Genomic DNA, 22,824 nt, shown 5'->3' on the forward strand with positions numbered 1-22,824 from the left:
GGAGCTTGAACGCCACCGTCCACCAGGCTTTCGCCGACACCGCCGCCCGCCATGGCGGCCAGCCGTTCCTGTGCATCCTGCCGGAAACGGCCGCCGCCTATGGCATCGAGGCGGGCGAACTGACGTACGGCAAGGCCGCCGACGCCATCGAGACCCTGCGCGCCGCCTATGCCGCGGCCGGCTACGGCCACGGGCACCGCGCCGGCCTGCTGCTGGAAAACCGTCCCGCCTTTTTCCTGCACTGGTTCGCGCTGAACGCGCTGGGCGTGTCGGTGGTGCCGATCAACCCGGACCTGCGCGCCGCCGAACTCGAATACCTGGCCGGCCACTCCGAGATCGCGCTGGCGGTGGCGCTGCCCGGCCGCCACGCGGACCTGCTGGCCGCGGCAGGCCGGGCGGGTCGTGAGCTGCGCGTCATGGGGCCGGACGACGCGCCGCCCGCCGCGCCCTTCCCGCCGCCCCGCCCAGGCGCGGCGCCGGACGAACTGACCGAGTGCGCCCTGCTCTATACGTCCGGCACGACCGGCCGCCCGAAGGGCTGCATCCTGCCTAACCGCTATTTCCTGCATGCGGGCGGCTGGTACGCGCGCATCGGCGGGCTGGCCGCGCTGCGGCCCGGGCAGGAACGCATGCTGACGCCGCTGCCGCTGGTGCACATGAACGCCATGGCGTATTCGGCGATGGCGATGGTGCTGACGGGCGGCTGCCTGATCCCGCTGGACCGCTTCCATCCCCGTTCCTGGTGGGACAGCGTGCGCGAATCGCGCGCCACCGTGCTGCACTACCTGGGCGTCATGCCCGCCATCCTGATGAAGGCCGAGCCGTCCGACCGCGACCGGCAGCCCGCCATCCGCTTCGGCTTCGGCGCGGGCGTGGACCGCAAGCTGCATGCGCCCTTCGAGGCGCGCTTCGGCTTTCCGCTGCTGGAGGCCTGGGCCATGACCGAGACCGGCGCGGGCGCCGTCATCATCGCCAACCAGGAGCCGCGCCACGTCGGCACCAGCAGCTTCGGCAGCGAGGAAGACGACGTGGAAGTGCGCATCGTGACCGACGCGGGCGAGCCCGCGGCCATCGGCGAACCCGGCGAGCTGCTGGTGCGCCACGCCGGCGACGATCCGCGCTACGGCTTTTTCGCCGGCTACCTGAAGGACGAGGCGGCCACCAACGAGGCCTGGGAAGGCGGCTGGTTCCACACCGGCGACATCGTGCGCCGCGAGGCCGACGGCGCCCTGCGTTTCGTGGACCGCAAGAAAAACGTCATCCGCCGCAGCGGCGAGAACATCTCCGCGGTGGAAGTGGAAAGCGTGCTGATGCAGCACCCGCTGGTCAAGGCGGTGGCGGTGGCCGCCGTGCCGGACCCGGTGCGCGGCGACGAAGTGCTGGCCTGCGTGGTGCCCGAGACCGCGCCCGCCGACGCGGCCGCAATGGCCGAGGCCGCGCGCGCCATCGTGGCATGGAGCCTGGAGCAACTGGCCTATTACAAGGCGCCCGGCTACGTCGCGTTCGTGGACAGCCTGCCGCTGACCACCACCAACAAGATCCAGCGTGGCGAGATGAAGGCGCTGGCGCCCACCCTGCCGGGCACGGCCCGCTGCGTGGACACCTGCCACATGAAGAAGCGCCCGGCCGAGGGGACCCACCGATGAGCCGCCTGGGCTACAACGGCGTCGTGGCGGCCCTGCCCGTCACGATTCCGTACGAACGCTACTCCACGCATGCCGCGCACTGGTGGCTGGGCCGCGCGCTGGGCGCGCTGATCCGGCAATCCGGCCTGGCCAAGACCGACGTCGACGGCCTGTGCGTGTCCAGCTTCACGCTCGCGCCCGACACCGCGGTCGGCCTGGTCCAGCACCTGGGGATGACGCCGCGCTGGCTCGACCACATTCCGATGGGCGGCGCGAGCGGCGTGGCCGCGCTGCGCCGCGCGGCGCGCGCCGTGCAGGCGGGCGACGCCGAGGTCGTGGCCTGCCTGGCCGGCGACACCAACCACGTGGACTCGTTCCGCAACACGGTCAGCCAGTTTTCGCGCTTTGCGCAGGACGCCGTCTACCCCTATGGGGCGGGCGGCCCGAACGCCAGCTTCGCGCTGCTGACGGCCAACTACATGCGCCAGACCGGCGCCACCCGCGAGGATTTCGGCAAGCTTTGCGTGGCGCAGCGCGACAACGCCCTGCGCTATCCGCACGCCCTCATGAAGAAGCCGCTGACGTTGGCGCAGTATCTGGACGCGCGCGTCATCACCGAGCCGATCCACCTGTTCGACTGCGTCATGCCCTGCGCCGGCGCCGATGCCTTCCTGGTCATGAGCGAGGACCGCGCACGGGCGCTGAAGCTGCCTTACGCTCGCATCCTGTCCACCATCGAACGCCACAACGCCTGGATCGACGACCCGATCCAGACCCGAGGCGGCTGGACCCTGGACGTGGACGAGCTGTACGGACAGGCTGGGGCCGCCCCCGCCGACATGGATTTCCTGCAGGCCTACGACGACTATCCGGTCATCAACCTGATGCAGATCGAAGACCTGGGCTTCTGCGACAAGGGCGCGGCCCCGCAGTTCGTGCGGGACAACACCTTCACCGTGGACGGCAGCTTCCCGTTCAACACCAACGGCGGCCAGCTGTCGGTGGGCCAGGCGGGCGCGGCCGGGGGGTATCTCGGCCTGATCGAGGCGCTGCGCCAGTTGACCGGCACCGCGGGCGGCACCCAGGTGGCCGATGCGCGCCTGGGGCTGGTGAGCGGCTTCGGCATGATCAATTACGACCGCGGGCTGTGCACGGCCGCGGCCATTCTGACAAGGAGCGACGCATGACCGAGCCGCTGGCCAAGCCGCCCCGCAAGAATCCCGTCGCTCGGACCCGGCAGCCCACGCTGCCGCCCGGCTCGCGCAGCCGCAGCGCGCTGGGCCTGACCGCCGCCGCCGCCGAAGGGCGCTTCGATCTTCAGACCTGCGCCGACTGCGGCACGGTGCAGTATCCGCCGCGCGAGGTCTGCGGCCACTGCCTGTCCGACACGCTGCCCTGGCGGCCCGCCGACCCGAACGGCGCGCTGCTGGTCAGCACGACCCTGCATCACAGCAACGACCTGTACTTCCGCGAACGCCTGCCCTGGCGCGTGGGCACGGTGCGGATGGACGCCGGTCCTTCCGTCGTGGCGCACGTCCACCAGGACTGCATCGACGGCGGCCGCGTGCGCCTGGCCCTGAAACTGGACCGCAGCGGCCAGGCCGTGATGATCGCCCTGCCCGAAAGGAATACCCCGAACATGGAAGACGACAAGACGCTGCGCGAAACCTCGTGCGACCCGAAATTCCGCCGCGCGCTGGTCACCGACGGCAAATCGGCCGTCGGCCAGGCGGTGGCGCGCGCGCTGCTGGACGCGGGCAGCCCGCTGGTCTTCCTGGGCGATCCGCAGGCCTGGAAGCGCGATGCCGCCTTCGACGCCCTGGCGGCCGATCCGCGCGTGCAGGCCGTGACGCTGGACGTGACCGACACCGATTCCGTCGAACGCGTGGCCGCCTCGATTGGCGGCAAGGTCGAGATCCTGGTGAACACGGCGGACCTGGAGCGCGAAGGCGGCCTGTTGAACCGCAAGGACGTGAACACCGCGCGCGACGCCATGGACGTGAACGTGCTGGGCCTGATGCGGCTGGCGCAAAGCTTCGGCCCCGCGCTCTGCGGCCGGGCGGCAGATGGCGTGAACAGCGCCGCGGCGTGGGTCAACGTGCTGTCGATCTACGCGCACATGAATCTGCCGTCCCGCGGCATGTGGTCGGCATCCAAGGCCGCGGCACTCTCCCTGGCGCAATGCCTGCGCGCGGAGATGCGTGCGGCAGGGGTGCGGGTCGTGAACGTGTTCCCGGGCCCGGTCGACCACGAATGGGAGCAGCGCACGCCGCCGCCGCGCGTGGCGCCGGCCGCGATCGCGGCGGCCATCGTGCGCGCGCTGAAGGACGGCACCGAGGACGTGTATGTCGGCGACGTGGCGCAGGAATTCCGCGCAAGACTGGCCGAGAACCCGAAGGGACTGGAAAGAGAACTGGGCGCGGGCGGTGTCTGACACCCCGCCAACCCGGTGTCTGACAACTAAAGAACCAACAGGAGAGCGCATCGTGAGTCAACCCATTCTTGCCCAATTCATGACCGAACTGGTCTCCGGACGCATCCGCCTGGTGGACCTGACCGAAACCCTGACGCCGGAATTCCCGACCATCGTGCTGCCGCCGGAATTCGGCCAGGCCTGGCCGTTCCGCATCGAAGAAATCTCGCGCTACGACGAACGCGGGCCGGCCTGGTACTGGAACAACTTTTCGTGCTCCGAGCACACCGGCACGCACTTCGACGCGCCCGCGCACTGGGTGACGGGCAAGGACCAGCCGGACAACACGGTGGACACGATCCCCATCGACGCCTTCATCGCCAGCGCCTGCGTGATCGACTGTTCGGCGGAAGCGGCCGGCAATCCGGACTTTCTGCTGACCATCGACTTCGTCAAGAAATGGGAAGAACAGCACGGGCGCATTCCCGCGCGGTCGTGGGTGCTGATGCGTACCGACTGGTCCAAGCGCGCCAAGCCCGCCGAATACCTGAACATGCAGGCCGACGGCGCGCATTCGCCGGGCCCGGACGCCGAGGTCGTGCCCTGGCTCATCAAGGAGCGCGACGTGCATGGCTTTGGCACCGAGTCGGTGGGCACCGACGCCGGCCAGGCCCAGCACCTGGATCCGCCCTACCCCTGCCACTACTACATGCACGGCAACAACCGCTACGGCCTGCAGTGCCTGACCAACCTGGACCAGCTGCCGGCCACGGGCGCGGTGATCTTCTCGGCGCCGCTCAAGATACGCAGCGGCTCGGGCAGTCCGCTGCGCGTGCTGGCGCTGGCGCCCACGGCCTGATCCGTTTCGGCCCAGACCAATAAATCAAGGGGAAAACATGACGCAAACCCATGTGGCCATCGTGACCGGCGGCAGCGCCGGCATCGGGGCGGAGATCTGCCGCAGCATGCTGGACGCGGGCTACGAGGTGATCTCGATGGCGCGCCGGGCGGCGGACTTCACGCATCCGCGCCTGCACAACATGCAGGTGGACCTGCTGGACGCGGCGGCCACCGCGCAGGCCAGCGCCGAGGTGGCGGCGAAATTCCCCGTCAGCCACGTTATCCACAACGCAGGCGTGATCTGGCCCAACCTGCTGCCGCAGGTCACGCAGGAGGAACTGCACGGCCTCACGCAGATCCACCTGGGCGCGGCCATCAGCCTGGTGCAGGCGGCCCTGCCGGGCATGCAGGAACGCAAGTTCGGCCGCATCGTCATGATGTCGTCGCGCGGCGCGCTGGGGCTGCCCACGCGCACCGCCTATTCCGCCACCAAGGCCGGCATGGTGGGCATGGCCCGCACCTGGTCGCTGGAACTGGCGCCGTATGGCATCACGGTCAACGTCGTGGCGCCGGGCCCCATCCAGACCGACATGTTCTACGAGGTGATCGAGGCCGGCAGCGAGCGCGAAAGGAAGCTGGCCGAAGGCATCCCGGTCAAGCGCCTGGGCCGTTCGGACGACGTGGCGCGCGCCGTCATGTTCTTCGCCGATCCCGCCAACAGCTTCGTCACCGGCCAGACGCTGTTCGTCTGCGGCGGCGCCAGCGTCAGCGCCATCACCATCTGATCGCCCGTCGCGCTTCGGGTTTTGACGGATAGGTAAGCACCGGGACCCGGGTCTACAGTGCTGATCCTTGATGGTAAGAAATTTTAAGCAACAAGTATTCCCGCAGTTCCCGCTCTTCTCCGCTTTCCAGCCGCACTCCCACTCTGCTCCCTATCCGGAGGTTTTGCCATGCTGTCGAAGAAACTCCCCCTGGCCGCTGCCGCCGCCGTCGCCGCCCTGTTCGCCCTGCCCGCCCTGGCCCAGGTCAAGGTCGGCGTGGTCACCTCGTCCACCGGTCCCACCGCGCTGGTCGGGATTCCGCAGAAGAACACGGTGCCGCTGCTGCCCAAGAAGATCGGCGACCTGACCGTGGAATACATCTCGCTGGATGACGCCAGCGATTCCACCAACTCGGTCACGGCCTTCAAGAAGCTGATCTCGGAGCAGAACGTGGACGCGCTGATCGGCCCGTCGGGCTCGCCCAACGCCATGGGCGTGATCCAGTTCGCGGCCGAGGCCGGCGTGCCGATGCTGGCGCCGGTGGGCACCGCCGCGGTGGTGCTGCCGATGAACGACCAGAAGAAGTGGGTGTTCAAGACGACGCAGAACGACGACATCATTGCGCGCGCGCTGGTGGACCACATGGCCAAGACCGGCATCAAGACGGTCGGCTTCATCGGCCTGAACGATCCCTATGGCGAGAACTGGTACAAGGTCTTCTCCGCCATGGCCACCGAAAAGGGCATCAAGGTCACCGCCAACGAGCGCTATCTGCGCTTTGACAGCTCGGTCACGGGCCAGGCGCTGAAGATCCTGGCCGCCAAGCCGGACGCCGTGCTGGTGGCCGCCCCCGGCGCCGCCAGCGTGCTGCCGCAGACGACGTTGTTCGATCAGGGCTACAAGGGCAAGTTCTACCAGACGCACGGCGCCGCGCTGCCCGACTTCCTGAAGCTGGGCGGCAAGAAGGTGGAAGGCACGGTGCTGGCCGCCAGCCTGATGCTGGTGCTGCCCGAAATGCCGGACAGCAACCCGTCCAAGAAGGTCGCCACCGACTACATCGCCGCCTACGAAAAGCTCAACGGCTCCAAGCCCGCCACCTTCGGCGCCAACGTCTACGACGCCGGCCTGCTGCTGGAAAAGGCCGTGCCGCTGGCGGAAAAAGCCGGCAAGCCGGGCACCAAGGAGTTCCGCAGCGCGCTGCGCGATGCGCTGGAACAGACCAAGGAGCTGGTCGGCACGCAAGGCGTCTACAACATGAGCGCCGCCGACCACAGCGGCTTTGACGAACGCGGCCGCGAGCTCATCACCGTCAAGGACGGCAACTGGACGCTGGTTAAGTAAAAGGAACTGGACGCTGGTTAAGTAAAAGGGTTTCCACCCACGCTCAGATGCGCTGCGGGGCGTCGCCAGGAAGCAGTCTCTGCGCGTCCCATCGGGATGCCGCGGATCCGGCTCCGCCGGTCCGCAGGCATGCCCCTGGGGGGAGCGCGCAGCGCTTCGGGGGGGAAATCCGTTTTCCGGAATTTCGCATGAATGCACAGATTGCCTTGATACTCGGGCAGGACGGCATCACCAACGGCGCCATCTACGCGCTCCTGGCGTTGTCCATCCTGCTGGTCTTTACCGTCACCCGCGTGCTGTTCATCCCGCAGGGCGAGTTCGTCGCCTTCGGCGCGCTCACCATGGCGGCCATGCAGGCCGGCAAGCCCGTGCTGCTGGTGTGGCTGCTGGCCGCCTTCGCGCTGGCCGAGGTCCTCGCCGACCTCATGGCGCGCCGCAAGCGCCCCGGCCGCGGCCGCGCGCACTGGCGCATGGCGGCCAAGGTGGTCTACCCGCTGGCGCTGGCGCTGCTGCTGTACCGGCTGCCGCTGGCGCAATTGCCGATGGCGGTGCAGGCGCTGCTGACGCTGCTGCTGCTGGTGCCGATGGGACCGCAGCTCTATCGCCTGTTCTACCAGCCGATCGCGTCGGCTTCGACGCTGGTGCTGCTGATCGTGTCCATCGCGGTCCACCTGGCGCTGGTCGGCCTGGGACTGCTGGCGTTCGGCGCGGAAGGCGCGCGCACCGCGCCGTTCAGCGACGCCAGCCTGGCGCTGGGCCCCGTCAATGTGAACAGCCAGGCGCTGTGGGTGGTGGCGGTGTCGGTGGTGCTTATCGTCGTGCTGTACCAGTTCTTTGAACGCTCGATGTACGGCAAGGCGCTGCGGGCCGCGGCGTTCAACCGGATCGGCGCGCGGCTGATGGGCATTTCGCCCGTCTTCGCGGGCAAGGCCACGTTCTTCCTGGCCGCGCTGATCGGCACCGTCTCGGGCATCCTCATCGCGCCCATCACCACCATGTATTTCGATTCGGGCTTCATGGTGAGCCTGAAGGGATTCGTGGGCGCGATCATCGGCGGCCTGGTGAGCTATCCGCTGGCCGCGGCGGGCGCCGTGCTGGTCGGCCTGATCGAGGCGTTCTCGTCGTTCTGGGCCAGCGCCTACAAAGAAATCATCGTGTTCACGCTGATCATCCCCGTGCTGCTCTGGCGTTCACTCAAAAGCCATCACGTCGAGGAAGAAGACGAATGACCCCGCGCCACATCCTCCTCGCCTTCCTGGCCCTGCTGGCGCTCGGCCCCCTGGTGCTGCCGCCGTTCTACGTCACGCTGCTGAACTACATCGGCCTGTATGCCCTGGTGGCGCTGGGCCTGGTGCTGCTGACCGGCGTCGGCGGCCTCACCAGCTTCGGGCAGGCCGCCTTCGTCGGCGTGGGCGCCTACACCACGGCCCTGCTCACCACCCGCGCCGACACCTTGCCGTCCTGGCTTGCCTGGCTGGGCGCGTCGCCCTGGCTCACGCTCCTGGCCGGGCTGGCCCTGACGCTGGCGCTGGCCTACCTGCTGGGCGCCATCACGCTGAAGCTGTCGGGCCACTTCCTGCCGCTGGGCACCATCGCCTGGGGCCTGTCGCTGTATTTCGTCTTCGGGTCCGTCGAGGGCCTGGGCGGGCACACCGGCATCCCGGACATCCCGGCCATCAATCTGTTTGGCTGGCCGCTCACGCAGGGGGGCAGCATCTATTACCTGATCTGGGCCTTTCTGCTGGTCGCGGTGTGGTCCACGCAGAATCTGCTGGACTCGCGCGAGGGCCGCGCGATCCGGGCGCTCAAGGGCGGACGCGTGATGGCCGAATCGATGGGCGTGGACACGGCGCGCTCGCGCATGGTGATCTTCGTCATCGCGGCGCTGCAGGCCTGCGCCTCGGGCTGGCTCTACGCGCACATGCAGCGCTTCGTGAATCCCAACCCCTTCGGCCTGCAGATGGGCATCGAATACCTGTTCATGACCGTCATCGGCGGCGCAGGACAGGTCTGGGGCGCGCTGGTCGGCGCGGGCGTCTTCACGGTGCTCAAGCAATGGCTGCAGGACCTCTTGCCCAAGGTGCTGGGCCAGTCGGGCAACTTCGAGGTGATCGTCTTTGGCTTTGGCATGGTGCTGCTGCTGCACCGCGCGCGCAGCGGCCTGTGGCCGGTGCTGACGCGCTGGGTGCCGGTCAAGCGGCAGCCGCGCCATGTCGACATGACGGCCGAACCGCTGCCCCGGCGCGCCATGCCGCCGCGCGGCGAAGTGGTGCTCAAGGCCGTGGACGTGACACGCAAGTTCGGCGGCCTGGTGGCGAACAACGCCATGAACCTGGAGATCCGGGCGGGCGAGGTGCTGGCGCTGATCGGTCCCAACGGCGCGGGCAAGAGCACGATGTTCAACCAGATCTCGGGCGTGGACACGCCGACCTCGGGCCAGGTCACGCTGCTGGGCCAGCCCGTGGCCGGCGTGGGCGCCCGCAAGATCGCGCGGCTGGGCCTGTCGCGCACGTTCCAGCACGTGCGCCTGCTGGGCCGCATGAGCGTGCTGGAAAACGTCGCCATCGGCGCGCACCTGCGCGGCCATCGCGGCGTGCTGCCCGCGGCGTGGCGGCTGGACCGGCCGGAAGAGGCGCGCCTGCTGGCCGAGGCCGCGCGCCAGGTCGAGCGCGTGGGCCTGGGCAAGCATCTGCACGACGAGGCCGGCTCGCTGGCCCTGGGACAGCAGCGCATCCTGGAGATCGCGCGCGCCCTGGCCTCGGATCCCTGCATCCTGCTGCTGGACGAACCGGCGGCGGGCCTGCGCTACCAGGAAAAGTGCGAACTGGCGGACCTGCTCAAGCGGCTGCGCGCCGAAGGCATGGCCATCCTGCTGGTCGAACACGACATGGACTTCGTGATGGGGCTGGTGGATCGCGTGGTGGTCATGGACTTCGGCGAGAAGATCGCCGAAGGCCTGCCGGCCGAGATCCAGCAGAATCCCGCGGTGCTTGAGGCCTATCTGGGCGGAGTGGAATGATGAGCGCGAAACTGCTGGAAGTGCGCGACCTGCGCGTGGCCTACGACAAGGTGGAAGCCATCTCGGGCGTCGGTCTGGACGTCGGCGAAGGCCAGATCGTCACCGTGATCGGCCCGAACGGCGCGGGCAAGACCACGCTGTTGTCCGCCATCATGGGAGTGCTGCCGTCGCAAGGCCGGATCGTCTTCGGCGGCAAGGAGCAGGAACACGCCGAGATCGAGGAAATGGTGGCCGCCGGCATGAACCTGGTGCCCGAAAAGCGCGAACTCTTCGCCGAGATGACGGTGGAAGACAACCTCATGCTGGGCGCCTTCGACCGCTATCGCCGTGGCGTGCGCGACCAGGACCAGACCCTGGCCGAGGTCTATGGACTGTTCCCCCGCCTGCAGGAGCGGCGCGACCAGCTTGCCGGCACGCTCTCCGGCGGCGAGCGCCAGATGCTGGCCGTGGGCCGCGCATTGATGGCCAAGCCGCGCCTGCTGATGCTGGACGAGCCGAGCCTGGGCCTGGCGCCGCGCATCGTGCGCGAGGTGTTTCGCATCGTGGCGCGGCTGCGGGAGATGGGCGTTTCCATCCTGCTCATCGAGCAGAACGCGCGCGCGGCGCTGCAGGTGGCCGACTACGCCTACGTGCTGGAGACCGGCACGGTCACGCTGGAAGGGCCTGCGGCCGAGGTGGCGCAGGACCCGCGCGTGGTGGAGGTGTACCTGGGGCTGGGGCATGGCGCGCCCGCCTGATGCGGCCGGCCAGTAGCGCCGGCCTGCCGCGGCCTGCCTGACGCGCGCGGCGGTTTGGCTAGGCCACGCCGCGTCGGCGGTCGCGGCGGTACAGCGCATAGCCCAGCGGATACATCACCCCCACGAGAAACGCCGCGAGGGGGTTGTTGAGCCGGTAGGCCTGCACGGCCGTCGGCACGCCCGAGTGCTTCAGGTGCAGGCGAAAGCGCGTGTAGCGCGCCGCCGCCATCATGAATTCGCGCGGCCGGTAGCGGAAGAATTCCAGGTGGTGCTGCAGCATGTCCCAGGCCAGCAGGTACAGGCCCTGGGCATTGTTGGACACGGATACCGCGCCCCGGCTCAGGCCGCCGGGCGTGTCGTGATAGGTGCGAACGACGCGGTTGATGAAGCGGCTCAGGTAGCCGGCACGCGCCACCGCCCACCAGACCAGGCTTTCCGGCACGAAACCCGCGACGTCCTCGGGAAAGGGGTACTTCCTGAGGATGTCGGTGCGCATACAGCCGAATTTCTCGCCCTTGATGCGATAGCGGAAATAAACGTCGACCGCTGTGCTGTCGAAAACGTCCTGCGGGTAGCGGTCGCCCACGATGGAGCCGTCGGGACGCGCGCACAGGCCGGTGATGGCGAAATAAGATTCGCGACGGGCGGGCGGGATGGCGTTCCAGGCCTCGTGAAAAATGGCCAGCGCGTCGGCCGGCATTTCGTCGTCGCTGTCCAGGCCGACGATCATCTGGCCGCGCGCCTCGCGCACGCCCCGGTTGAAGGCCGTCTTCTTGTGCTGATTGTTCTGCCAGACGTAGCGGATGGGAAAATCGGCCAGCGACTGCCAGTGCAGGATGGACTCGTGCGTGTTGTCGGTGGAGCCGTCGTCCACCACCACCCATTCGAAATTGCGGAAGCTCTGCCGGCAGAGCGATTCATAGACGCGGTGCAGAGTGCCTGCCCGGTTGTAGGTTGGCGTCAGAACGGTGAAAAAAATCGGTGTGTCGGTCATGCCTGCTGAGCCCCTTGCGATCTTCAGGAAACCGCTGCGGTCTTGGTTCTTATGTTGTCGCCTGCAGTGTAGGGGATATGCCTGGGCGAACCGATGCCACGGCATTTGAATTTGCAATCAAATCTGACAATACGTGCGGCTTTTTCGATGCCCCGCGCGCCGCGGGTCATTGGGCCGTGCGCCGTCCTGGCGTAAACTCGGGCGGCCCAATTCGGAACGCCTATGGAAGCCTCGCCCGTCCAGCTCAATGACATCGCCCTGTTCGTGGAGGTTGCCAAGCGCAAAAGCTTCAGCCAGGCGGCGCGCGCGCTGGACATGCCGACCTCGACGCTATCGCGCCGGATCAACGAGCTCGAGCGCGCGATCGGGCTGCGCCTCATCAACCGCAACACGCGCCGGCTCGATCTCACGGAGGCGGGCGCGGCCTACATGCGCCGCTGCCAGGGCCTCATCGACGAGGCGCGCCTGGCGCACGAGCAGCTCCTGTCGCTGTCGGGCGGCCCGTCGGGCAACCTGCGGGTGTCCATGCCGTTCAGCCTGGCGATCTGGCTGCTGCCCGAAACCATCAACGAGTTCCTCGAACAGTATCCCGACGTGGAGTGCGAATTCGACCTGAGCATGATGACCGCCTCGGATGCGCAGGGCACGCCGTTCGACGTGGTGCTGCGCTTTGGCCGGGAGGCCGATTATCCGGTCGCGTCGACCGACACCGGCAGCGGCAGCGGCACGCCGCTGCGCGCCATCGAAGGCGCGGTGGTCCAGGAACTGGTGGTGCTGGAAACCCACCTGTACGCATCCGACCGCTATCTGGAACGCCACGGCGAACCGCAGACGGCCGCCGACCTGTCGCAGCATCAGTGCCTGCGCACGACCATCGACGAGGCGCACTCCTACTGGACGCTGCAAAACGGCGTCATCTCGGAGCGGGTGCCCGTCAAGGGCCATCTGGCCGCCAACAACATGAGCATCGCGGGCACGCTGGCCGGCCTGGACCTGGCCATCACCCGCATGCCGCATTGCCAGGCGCTGGAACCCATCATCCAGCGCAATTCGCTCCGGCGCGTGCTGCCGGGCTGGTCGGTGGACCCGATCTCGATCTACGTGGTGTACCCGTCCAGCATCCAGCCGGCCAAGACGCGCGCCTTCATGGATTTCATCCGGCCCAAGCTCGGTCCGCCGCAAGGCTAAGGCGCCCCCGCGCAGGCAAAAAAAAAAACCGCAAGGCTCGCGCCCTGCGGTTTTTTTTCGGCCAGCCGGCCCAAGGGCCCGCCAGCCAGGCACGTCGATTAGACGCGCTTGATCTTTTCCAGCATCTTGAACACACCCTTGGGCGACTTGACGAACAAGCGCTTGAAGGCCTTGCCCAGGCAACGGCGTTCCAGGGTGTTACGACGCACGCGTTTGCGTTCAGCCATGTTGATTTCTCCTGTTGAATTCGCGGAAATTGGCCCGCACAACCGGAAAATGGGCTGGCGGAAAAAAATTCGGATAACTTGGCATTTTAGCCTGAAATCTGAAAAGCACGCCAACGGCCCAATTCCAGAGGCTCAGCCGCCTGTTTTGAGGCGTTCCCACACCTGTTCGGCGCGCGGCAGGGGGTCGACCGCGCCATAGCCCAGCGTGGACAACGCCGCCGCCGTATTGGCATAGCGCACGGCCTCTTCCCAGGAATCCCCCTGGCACCGGCGCGCCAGCAGGCTGCCGGCAAAGCAGTCGCCCGCCCCTGTCGCGTCGACGGCCTGCACGCGCAGGGCCGGCATGGGCGTGCGCGTACGCCCGTCGTCGATGATGGAGCCGTCCTTGCCCAGCTTCAGCACCACCACGCCCGGCGCGCCGCCGTCGCGGATCCAGTCCAGCGTGCGCTCGGGGTCGTCGTTGCCCGTCAGGTGCTGCATGTCGTCCATGCTGGGCAGAAAGAGATCCGCCGCGCGCATCGCCTCGCGCAGGATGGCGCGGGCGCGGTCCACCGGCCACAGGCGCAGCCGCAGGTTCGAATCCAGGCTGACCTGGACGCCGGCGGCATGCGCGCGCGCGATGGCGGCGAAGACCGTATCGCAGGCGCTGGTGCTGATGGCCATGCTGATGCCGGAAACGTGCAGGAAGCGGGCGCGTTCGATCAGTCCGCCGTCCAGGCTGGCCGGCGTCATCCGGCTGGCCGCGGAATCGCGCCGCAGATAGCTGAAGGCATGGCCGTCCGGCCCGTGCTGCACGAAGTACAGCCCGGTGTGCGCGTCGTCGTCCACCTGCACGCCGGACGTATCGACGTTCTCGGAGCGCCACAGGTCCAGGAACTGCTGGCCGAAGGCGTCATTGCCGACCCGGGTCAGGTACGCGCAGCGCGCGCCCTGGCGGGCCGCCGCGATGGCGGCATTGGAGGTGTCGCCCCCGAAGCCCTGCAAGTATTGGCGCTGGCCCTTGTGGGTCTGGTTCAGCTCGACCAGCGGCTCGCCCAGCGCAACGATGTCGAAGTCAGCCATGGGCGGCCTCGCGGGTCCGGGTGATCTGGGCCACCAGCGCGGCGGTGTCGCGCGCGGCGAACGCGGCCTTGTCGTAAAGATTGCTGCCGATGCCGACCAGGCCGGCGCCGGCCGCGAAGTACGTGCCCATGTTTTCCTGCGTGATGCCGCCCGTGGGGCAGAAGATCGTGTCCGGGAAGACCGACTTCAGCGCGGCCAGGTGCCGGGGACCGCCGGTGTCCGCGGGGAAGACCTTCACCACGTCCACGCCCGCCCGGCGCGCGGCCAGCACTTCCGTGGGCGTGAAGGCGCCCAGCAGGCACAGGGCATCGGCGGCGTGCGCCATGTCCACGATTTCGGTCGACAGCGCGGGCGACACCAGGAAGTCCGCGCCCGCCACCAGCGCTTCGCGCGCCTGGGCCTCGTCCAGCACGGTGCCCACGCCCAGCAGCAGCGCCGCGCCGTGCTTGTCGCGCAGCGCGCGCACGAGGTCCGTCACCCCCGGAATGGTCCAGGTGAGCTCGAGCGTGGTGCAGCCCGCCGCGACCGCGACTTCGGCCGCATACGCCGCGGTTGCGGCGTCGGTATAGCGCAGCACGGGCACGACCCGGGCGGCGAGCAGGGCGGCAAGCTTGGAGGCGATGGGAGCAGCAGTTGCGGTCATGGTTTTCCTCTGGGGCTGACGGTCAGGCGCCGCCGGACGATACCGGCAGGACGGCGAGTTTGGCCGCGGCGGCGTCGCGCAGCCGCAGCAGGGGTTCGATATAGGCCGACTGCGGATCGTCGCGCCGGCGGAACAGCAGCGTGCTGACGCTGACGCCAGCGACCGGCCTGCCGGCCGCGTCGCACAGCGCCACCCCGTAGCAGACGATGCCGGGTTCGTTTTCTTCGTTGTCGATAGCGTATCCCCGCGCGGCCGCCTCGCCCAGCGCCTCGCGCAACGCGGGCAGGCTGTTCAAGGTGGCGGGCATCCGCGCCGGCAGGGGCAGGTCGCGCAGCACGCGCTCGCGCGCGGTCTCGTCCAGCGCCGCCAGGTAGGCCTTGCCCACCGCGCTGGAATGCAGCGCGACCGAGGCGCCCACGCGCGACACCATGCGCACGGGGCCGGGGCTTTCCAGCTTGTCGATGTAGATCATTTCGTGGCCGGCGGGAACGGCCAGGTGGACGGTTTCGCCGGTCTGGTCGCGCAGCGACTGGAGCTCCGGCGCCAGCGCCGCGCGCAGGTCGAACTGGCCCCACGCCCGGCTGGCCAGCGACATCAGGCGGTGCCCCAGGCGATACGCGCCGCCGGACTCGGACACCATGCCCTGCTCGGCAAGCGCCGCAAGGATGCGGTAGACGGTGGGACGGGGATAGCCGCAGGCGCGCGCCAGCAAGGCGGCCGTGGGGGGCTGCGGCGCATCGGCCACGGCCTGCAGCACCGCCATGAACTTTCCGAATGCCGCCGCGCCGGCGACCTTGGATTCCTGCACAAACGTCCCCAAATAAAGGTGATGGCTCGGCAGATGCGCAACACGCCCAGCGCGATTTTCAGACGAATCTGCGATACTGTTTATTTGTACAGCTAACGAGACGGGCTTTGTCCACATTATGGACAGCCGCCTCACAATATAGTCAATTATTCCATATCGACGCGCCCGGAACCAGCGATGGGTCGCCGCGCCGGCATGCTCCCTCCTCAGGCTACGATACCGTCCATGAGCTCCCATATCCGCATCGTTGGCGCCCGCCAGAACAATCTCAAGAACCTGGACCTGACCATCGCCACCGGCGAACTGGTCGTCGTGACCGGCGTTTCGGGGTCCGGCAAAAGTTCGCTGGCCTTCGACACGCTTTACGCCGAGGGGCAACGGCGCTATGTGGAAACCTTTTCGCCCTACGCGCGCCAGTTCCTGGACCGCATGGACAAGCCGCAGGTGGACCGCATCGAAGGCATCCTGCCGGCCATCGCCATCGACCAGACCAACCCGGTGCGCAGCTCGCGCAGCACGGTCGGCACGATGACCGAACTGAACGACCACCTGAAGTTGTTGTTTGCGCGCGGCGCGCGCCTGTATTGCCGCGGATGCGGCAAGCTGGTGCGGCGCGACACCCCTGAATCCGTCTACCACTCGCTGGCCGAGCGCGCCGCCGTCGCGGGCGATCCGCGCCTGGTCGTGACCTTCCCGATCGCCGTGCCCGCCAACTTCACCGAAGACGAAGTGCGCGGCTTTCTCGAACAGCAGGGCTACACACGCGTGCATGCCGAGGAAAACGCCATTCCTCGCGCCGCCGCGCCCGCCAAGGGCGCCAAGAAGGGCAAGGCCGCCAAGGCAGCCACCGAAGCGCGCCGCATCCTGCACGTCATCCAGGACCGCTTCCGCTTTGCCGGCACCGAGCGCGAACGCGTCATGGAAGCCCTGGACACGGCGCTGCGCATGGGCGCCGGCCATATCGCGGTTTACGCCATGGACGCCGAAGGCGGCAACGCGCAGCTCTGGAAGTACAGCGACCGCCTGCACTGCGCCGACTGCGACATCGAATACACCGATCCCCTGCCCAGCAGCTTCTCGTTCAATTCCCCGCTGGGCGCCTGCGAAGCCTGCCGCGGCTTCGGCCGCGTGATCGGCATCGACTTCGGCCTGGTCATCCCCGACGAGAAAAAGACCCTGCTGGAAGGCGCCATCAAGCCGTGGACGACGCCCTCCTACAAGGAGTGCCAGGACGACCTGCAGAAATACGCGCCGCGCGCCGGCGTGCCGCTGGGCGTGCCCTGGAAGGACATGAGCGAGGAGCACAAGCGCTGGGTGCTCTACGGCACGCCCGACTGGAAGGGCGGCAACGACGCCTGGAAGCACCAGTGGTATGGCGTGCAGCGCTTCTTCGACTGGCTGGAGACCAAGGCCTACAAGATGCACGTGCGCGTGCTGCTGTCCAAATACCGCAGCTACACGCCCTGCCCCACCTGCAACGGCGCGCGCCTGAAGCCCGACGCCCTGCTCTGGCGCCTGGGCAGCAAGGACGAGGCCGATTCGGTGCTGCCGCCCGAGGACGGCCGCTACAAGCGCTTCATGCCCGTCGGCACCACCTGGAGCCGCGAGCAGCTCGATGGCCTGGATGGGCTGTCCATCCATGACGTGATGCTGCTGCCCATCGAGCGCGTGCGCAAATTCTTCGACACGCTGTCCTTCTCCGGCGCGCTGGACGCCGCCACCGACCTGCTCATGACCGAGGTGCGCGCGCGCCTGAAGTTCCTGTGCGACGTGGGCCTGGGCTACCTGACGCTGGACCGCCAGAGCCGCACGCTGTCGGGCGGCGAGGTGCAGCGCATCAACCTGACCACCGCGCTGGGCACTTCGCTGGTGAACACGCTGTTCGTGCTGGACGAGCCCTCGATCGGCCTGCATCCGCGCGACATGCACCGCGTCGTGGAGGTCATGCACCGCCTGCGCAATGCCGGCAACACGCTGGTGGTCGTCGAGCACGATCCGCAGGTGATGGTGGCCGCGGACCGCATCATCGACATCGGCCCCGGCCCCGGCGAACGCGGCGGCCGCATCGTCTTCGACGGCACGCCGGCGCAGCTGCGCGCGGCGCCCACGCTGACGGGCGACTACCTGGGCGGCCGCATGCGCGTGGAAGCGCCGCGTCCCATGCCGGTGGCGGCCAACACGCCGCGCCTGCTGCTGGAAGGCGTCAACGCCCACAACCTGAAGAATGTCTCGGTCGAACTCCCGCTGGGCCGCCTGGTCTGCGTGACCGGCGTGTCCGGGTCCGGCAAGTCCACGCTGGTGCAGGACGTGCTGTACCCCGCGCTGCTCAAGCAGAAGGGCAAACCGTCGGAAGCGCCGGGCGCGTTCGACCGCCTGCTGGGCGCGGAACAGATCGCCGACGTGGTCATGGTGGACCAGACGCCCATCGGCAAGACCGCGCGCTCCAACCCCGCCAGCTACGTCGGCGCGTTCGACGCCATTCGCAAGCTGTTCGCCCAGGCCCCGCTGGCGCGTGAGCGCGCCTACACGGCCGGCACATTCAGCTTCAACGGCGGCGACGGCCGCTGCCCGACCTGCGGCGGCACCGGCTTCGAACACGTGGAAATGCAGTTCCTGTCCGACGTGTACCTGCGCTGCCCCGATTGCGACGGCAAGCGCTTCCGCCCCGAGGTCCTGGAAGTGCGCGTCGAGCACCTGGGCAAGAGCGCGTCCATCGACGAAGTGCTGGAAATGACGGTCAGCGAGGCGCTGGAGTTCTTCAAGGGCCTGCGCGACGTGCAGACCGGACTGGCGCCGCTGGCCGACGTGGGCCTGGAATACGTGCGGCTGGGCCAGCCGGTGCCGACGCTGTCGGGCGGCGAGGCGCAGCGCCTCAAGCTGGCCGGCCACCTGGCCGAGGCCGCGCGCAGCGGCATCTCGACGGCCAAAGTGGCCAAGAAAGGCAGCCTGTTCCTGTTCGACGAGCCCACCACCGGCCTGCACTTCGACGACGTCGCGCGCCTGATGCGCGCTTTCCGCAAGCTGCTGGCCGCGGGCCACACGCTGCTCGTCATCGAACACAACCTGGACGTGATCCGCGCGGCCGACTGGCTGATCGACCTGGGTCCGGAAGGCGGCGACGCCGGCGGCCTGGTGCTCGGCACGGGCACGCCGCAGGACCTGATGGACAACCCCAAGTCGCACACGGGCGCCGCGCTGCGCGACTATGAAACCAGCATCCTGCCCGCCGACGCCGTCGCCGGCGGACAGGCCGACGTCGTGGTCAGCAGCGACGCCGATGCGCAGGAAGCCGAACAGGCGGGCCTGACGGCGCGCATCGCCGAACCCGAGGCCGATTATGGCGAGGGCGCGGACGTCGGCACGCCGCTGCAGTCGCTGGTGCGCAAACGCCGCCAGGGCAGCATGGCGATCGAAATCCGCAACGCGCGCGAACACAACCTGAAGAACATCAGCGTCGAGATCCCCCACGACAAGTTCACCGTCATCACCGGCGTGTCGGGCTCGGGCAAGTCCACCCTGGCGTTCGACATCCTGTTCAACGAAGGCCAGCGCCGCTATCTGGAATCGCTGAACGCCTACGCCCGCGCCATCGTGCAGCCGGCCGGCAAGCCCGACGTCGACGCCATCTTCGGCATCCCGCCCACCGTGGCGATCGAACAGCGCACCAGCCGCGGGGGCCGCAAGTCCACCGTGGCCACGATGACGGAAATCCACCATTTCCTGCGCCTGCTGTATGTGAAGCTGGGCACGCAGTACTGCCCCGACTGCAATGTGGCGGTGGAGCCGCAGAACACCGACCAGATCGTGGCGCGCCTGCTGCGCGAGCACAAGGGCGTGCACATCGGCCTGCTTGCGCCGCTGGTCACCGCGCGCAAGGGCTATTACACGGACCTGGCCAAATGGGCCGGCTCCAAGGGCCATTCCCACCTGCGCGTGGACGGCGAATTCATTCCCGTGGCGCCGTGGCCGCGCCTGGACCGCTACAAAGAGCACACCATCGAACTGCCCGTGGCGGACGTGGTGGTGGACCCGGCCAACGAAGCCGAGCTGCGCGCGGCCGTCAAGAGCGCGCTGGAAAACGGCCAGGGCGTGATGTCGGTGGTCTGGCCGGTGAACAAGCTGCACGAGGCGCTGAACAGCGAACTGCAGCAGCAGCATTTCTCGGTCAAGCGCGCGTGCCCGTCGTGCGGCACAAGCTTTCCCGAACCCGATCCGCGCCTCTTCTCGTACAACTCCAAACATGGCTGGTGCACGGGCTGCTACGGCACCGGCCTGCAACTGCAGGGGTTCGACGAAGAACAGACCGGCGAGGAAACCGCCTGGAACGCGTGGTACGAAGGCGAAGCCAAAACCTGCACGCAGTGCGACGGCCAGCGGCTGAACCGCGTGGCGCGCGCCGTGCGCTGGCGCGACAAGTCGATCGCCGAACTGGCCTCGCTGCCCGTGTCCGATGCGCACACCTTCTTCACCGGCCTGGTGGCGCGCGGCCGTGAAGGCGAGATCGCCCGCGACATCCTGGCCGAGATCCGCGGCCGCCTGAACTTCATGCAGGAAGTGGGCCTGAACTACCTGGCGCTGGACCGCGCCGCCCCCACGCTGTCCGGCGGCGAGGCGCAGCGCATCCGGCTGGCCGCGCAGCTTGGCTCCAACCTGCAGGGCGTCTGCTATGTGCTGGACGAGCCCACCATCGGCCTGCACCCGCGCGACAACCGCATCCTGCTGGACGCGCTGGCGCGCCTGGAAGGCAACGGCAACACGCTGGTGGTCGTCGAACACGACGACGACACCATCCGCCGCGCGTCACACGTCATCGACATCGGGCCGGGCGCGGGCATCCGCGGCGGCCGCGTGGTGGCGCAGGGCACGGTGCAGGACGTGATCGATTCTCCCGAATCCGTGACCGGCCGCTACCTGAAGACACCGCTGGCCCACCCGCTGCAAGGCCGCCGTCCGGTCGAGGCCGACACGCCCATGATCGAGATCCGCGGCGCGCGCCTGCACAACCTGCGCAGCGTGAACGCGCGCATTCCCGTCGGCCGCTTGAGCGTGGTCACCGGCGTGTCCGGGTCGGGAAAATCCACCCTGGCGCGCGAAGTGCTGCTGGACAACCTGACCCAGGCCGTCTCGCAGGGCAAGGCGCCGGGATGGGCGGGCTGCGACAGCATCACCGGCTGGGAAGCGATCGACCGCGTGCTGGAAGTCGACCAGACCCCTATCGGCAAGACCCCGCGCTCGTGTCCGGCCACCTACGTGGGCTTCTGGGACGACGTGCGCAAGCAGTTCGCCGACACCCGCGAGGCCCGCATGCGCGGCTGGACCGCGGCGCGCTTCTCGTTCAATACCGGCGACGGCCGCTGCCCCATCTGCGAAGGCCAGGGCATGCGCACCATCGAAATGAACTTCCTGCCCGACGTGAAGGTACCGTGCGATGCCTGCAACGGCGCGCGCTTCAACAACGACACGCTCAGCGTGCAGATGCGCGGCAAGAACGCCGGCGAGCTGCTGTCCATGGAAGTGGACGACGCCATCGGCTACTTCGCCGCCCATCCCAAGATCCACCGGCCGCTGCAACTGATGCAGGACGTGGGCCTGGGCTACCTGACGCTGGGCCAGCCTTCCCCCACCCTGTCGGGCGGCGAGGCGCAGCGCATCAAGCTGGTGACCGAGCTGTCCAAGGCGCGCCTGACCGACGGCCTGATCAAGACCGGCCGCGCCTCGCGCATCCCGCACACGCTGTACGTGCTGGATGAGCCGACCGTGGGCCTGTCGATGGCCGACGTCGAAAAGCTGATCCACGTGCTGCACCGCCTGGTCGAGGCGGGCAACACCGTGGTGGTGATCGAGCACAACCTGGACGTCATCGCCGAAGCCGACTGGCTGCTGGACCTGGGCCCCGAAGGCGGCACGGGCGGCGGGCAACTGGTGGGCGAAGGCTCCCCCGAGCACGTGATGACGCTGGCCGGCCATTCCCATACCGGCCGGGTCCTGACGGAGTTCCTCGCGCAACAACAGCGCTAACGCATCATGGATTGTCGTTTTGAAGACCGGCTGGCCGGCCGCGCGTTGCGGCTGGACGGCTTCTGCTCCCGGATCGAGGCGCGCGCCGCCGCCGAGGTCGGCCCGGCGCTGGCTGCCATCGAGGCCGCGCGCCGGCAGGGGCGCTGGATCGCTCTGCTGCTGGACTACGAGCTGGGCGAATGGCTGCTGCCCGAAGCCACCCGGCCCGCGCCGGCTGGCCCGTGGACCCCGCCCCGCGAAGACGGCCGCCCCCGCCTGACCGCGCTGGTGTTCGAGCGCAAGATCGACGAGGCGCCGTGGGCCGCGCCGGACGCGGACGCCCCGCCCGCGTCCATCAGCCTGCCCGCGCCGCGCATGACCGAGGCGGCCTACGTGCGCCAGATCGACGCCATCCGCGGCCTCATCCGCGACGGCGAGCTGTACCAGGTCAATTTCACGCAGCCGCTGGACGTGCAGTTCCAGGGCGATCCGGCCACGCTTTACCGCCGCATCGCCGCGCGCAATCCGGTCGCGCATGGCGCCTTCATCCAGGACGGCGACCGCACGGTGCTGTCGTTTTCGCCCGAGCAGTTCGTGCGGCGCGACGGCCCCCGGCTGACGACCCGGCCCATGAAGGGGACCGCGCCGCGCCACCCCGACCCGGCCGAGGACGAACGCCTGGGCCGCGAACTGCTGGCCAGCGACAAGAACCGCGCCGAAAACCTGATGATCGTCGACCTGCTGCGCAACGACCTCGGGCGGCTGGCCGAACCCGGATCGGTCAAGGTGGATGCGCTGTTTTCGCTGGAGCGCTACCCCACGGTCTGGACCATGACGTCCACCGTGTCGGCGACGGCCCCGCACGCGACGCTGTCGGACGTGCTGCACGCCCTGTTTCCCTGCGGCTCCATCACCGGCGCCCCCAAAGTGGCCGCCATGCGCCGCATCCGCCAGATGGAAGCCGCCCCGCGCGGCCTGTATTGCGGCAGCATCGGCTGGCTGGCCCCGGATGGGGACTTCTCGCTCAACGTCGCGATCCGCACCCTGGTCCTGGACCGGGACGGCCACGGGGTCTACAGCGTGGGCGGCGGCATCGTCTACGATTCGGACCCCGCCGGCGAATGGCAGGAATGCCACTGGAAGGCCCGCATCCTGCGCGCCTGAGC

At 68.6% G+C, this 22,824-nt stretch carries 17 protein-coding genes; 12 read left to right on the forward strand and 5 right to left on the reverse strand.

What is annotated here, in order from left to right; genetic code table 11:
• The first annotated feature begins 5 nt into the window (after positions 1 to 5).
• The 9 genes from ACZ50Q_RS23745 (at position 6) to ACZ50Q_RS23785 (ending at position 10,739) form a co-directional block, all read left to right on the forward strand.
• Entirely contained in the window at positions 6 to 1,646 is a 1,641-nt protein-coding gene (locus tag ACZ50Q_RS23745) for an AMP-binding protein (protein WP_092581918.1), read from the forward strand.
• Positions 1,643 to 2,812 (forward strand): thiolase family protein, encoded by a 1,170-nt coding sequence (locus ACZ50Q_RS23750; protein WP_464079708.1) that lies wholly within the window; start codon positions 1,643 to 1,645, stop codon positions 2,810 to 2,812. Before ACZ50Q_RS23745 ends, ACZ50Q_RS23750 begins: the two co-directional genes overlap by 4 nt.
• A complete protein-coding gene (locus tag ACZ50Q_RS23755) occupies positions 2,809 to 4,059 on the forward strand; it encodes an SDR family NAD(P)-dependent oxidoreductase (RefSeq protein ID WP_464079709.1) in 1,251 nt (416 codons plus the stop codon). Before ACZ50Q_RS23750 ends, ACZ50Q_RS23755 begins: the two co-directional genes overlap by 4 nt.
• Positions 4,060 to 4,111: 52 nt before the next feature.
• On the forward strand, positions 4,112 to 4,897 hold the full coding sequence (locus tag ACZ50Q_RS23760) for a cyclase family protein (RefSeq protein ID WP_056568924.1): 786 nt from the start codon (positions 4,112 to 4,114) through the stop codon (positions 4,895 to 4,897).
• Positions 4,898 to 4,934: 37 nt separating this feature from the next.
• On the forward strand, positions 4,935 to 5,663 hold the full coding sequence (locus ACZ50Q_RS23765) for an SDR family NAD(P)-dependent oxidoreductase (RefSeq protein ID WP_092581915.1): 729 nt from the start codon (positions 4,935 to 4,937) through the stop codon (positions 5,661 to 5,663).
• Positions 5,664 to 5,831: 168 nt separating this feature from the next.
• Positions 5,832 to 6,983: an ABC transporter substrate-binding protein gene (locus tag ACZ50Q_RS23770; protein ID WP_076519015.1), complete on the forward strand. Its 1,152-nt coding sequence runs from the start codon at positions 5,832 to 5,834 to the stop codon at positions 6,981 to 6,983.
• Positions 6,984 to 7,171: 188 nt separating this feature from the next.
• Complete coding sequence (locus ACZ50Q_RS23775) at positions 7,172 to 8,212, forward strand: branched-chain amino acid ABC transporter permease (protein WP_092581913.1); 1,041 nt, start codon at positions 7,172 to 7,174, stop codon at positions 8,210 to 8,212.
• The gene (locus ACZ50Q_RS23780; RefSeq protein ID WP_464079710.1) at positions 8,209 to 10,002 is read left to right on the forward strand and encodes a branched-chain amino acid ABC transporter ATP-binding protein/permease; all 1,794 of its coding nucleotides are present in this window, start codon (positions 8,209 to 8,211) and stop codon (positions 10,000 to 10,002) included. The genes ACZ50Q_RS23775 and ACZ50Q_RS23780 overlap by 4 nt, the downstream gene beginning before the upstream one ends.
• Positions 10,002 to 10,739 carry an ABC transporter ATP-binding protein gene (locus ACZ50Q_RS23785; RefSeq protein ID WP_092581911.1) on the forward strand — a complete coding sequence of 246 codons (738 nt, stop codon included), beginning with the start codon at positions 10,002 to 10,004 and terminating at the stop codon, positions 10,737 to 10,739. Before ACZ50Q_RS23780 ends, ACZ50Q_RS23785 begins: the two co-directional genes overlap by 1 nt.
• Positions 10,740 to 10,797: 58 nt before the next feature.
• Here ACZ50Q_RS23785 and ACZ50Q_RS23790 read toward each other — a convergent pair whose 3' ends face one another.
• A complete protein-coding gene (locus tag ACZ50Q_RS23790) occupies positions 10,798 to 11,733 on the reverse strand; it encodes a glycosyltransferase family 2 protein (protein WP_464079711.1) in 936 nt (311 codons plus the stop codon).
• Positions 11,734 to 11,955: 222 nt separating this feature from the next.
• Between ACZ50Q_RS23790 and ACZ50Q_RS23795 the strand changes: the two genes are divergently transcribed.
• Positions 11,956 to 12,921, forward strand: a complete 966-nt coding sequence (locus ACZ50Q_RS23795) for a LysR family transcriptional regulator (RefSeq protein ID WP_464079712.1) — start codon at positions 11,956 to 11,958, stop codon at positions 12,919 to 12,921.
• Between the two features lie 98 nt (positions 12,922 to 13,019).
• Here the strand turns inward: ACZ50Q_RS23795 and ACZ50Q_RS23800 are convergent, their stop codons facing one another.
• From ACZ50Q_RS23800 to ACZ50Q_RS23815, 4 genes are all read right to left on the reverse strand, one after another.
• Positions 13,020 to 13,148, reverse strand: coding sequence for a hypothetical protein (locus ACZ50Q_RS23800; RefSeq protein ID WP_006226408.1), 129 nt, complete (start codon positions 13,146 to 13,148; stop codon positions 13,020 to 13,022).
• A 132-nt stretch (positions 13,149 to 13,280) separates the two neighbouring features.
• Complete coding sequence (locus ACZ50Q_RS23805; RefSeq protein ID WP_464079713.1) at positions 13,281 to 14,210, reverse strand: sugar kinase; 930 nt, start codon at positions 14,208 to 14,210, stop codon at positions 13,281 to 13,283.
• Positions 14,203 to 14,853, reverse strand: a complete 651-nt coding sequence (locus ACZ50Q_RS23810) for a bifunctional 4-hydroxy-2-oxoglutarate aldolase/2-dehydro-3-deoxy-phosphogluconate aldolase (RefSeq protein ID WP_076519008.1) — start codon at positions 14,851 to 14,853, stop codon at positions 14,203 to 14,205. The genes ACZ50Q_RS23805 and ACZ50Q_RS23810 overlap by 8 nt, the downstream gene beginning before the upstream one ends.
• A gap of 22 nt (positions 14,854 to 14,875) precedes the next feature.
• Positions 14,876 to 15,661, reverse strand: a complete 786-nt coding sequence (locus ACZ50Q_RS23815; protein ID WP_464079714.1) for an IclR family transcriptional regulator — start codon at positions 15,659 to 15,661, stop codon at positions 14,876 to 14,878.
• Between the two features lie 225 nt (positions 15,662 to 15,886).
• Here ACZ50Q_RS23815 and uvrA point away from each other — a divergent pair, with 225 nt between their 5' ends.
• Both uvrA and ACZ50Q_RS23825 read left to right on the forward strand, forming a co-directional pair.
• A complete protein-coding gene (uvrA, locus tag ACZ50Q_RS23820; protein ID WP_464079715.1) occupies positions 15,887 to 21,679 on the forward strand; it encodes an excinuclease ABC subunit UvrA in 5,793 nt (1,930 codons plus the stop codon).
• A 6-nt stretch (positions 21,680 to 21,685) separates the two neighbouring features.
• On the forward strand, positions 21,686 to 22,822 hold the full coding sequence (locus ACZ50Q_RS23825) for an aminodeoxychorismate synthase component I (protein WP_464079716.1): 1,137 nt from the start codon (positions 21,686 to 21,688) through the stop codon (positions 22,820 to 22,822).
• Positions 22,823 to 22,824: the final 2 nt, after the last annotated feature.

Source organism: Achromobacter sp. T5-5 (assembly GCF_055397965.1).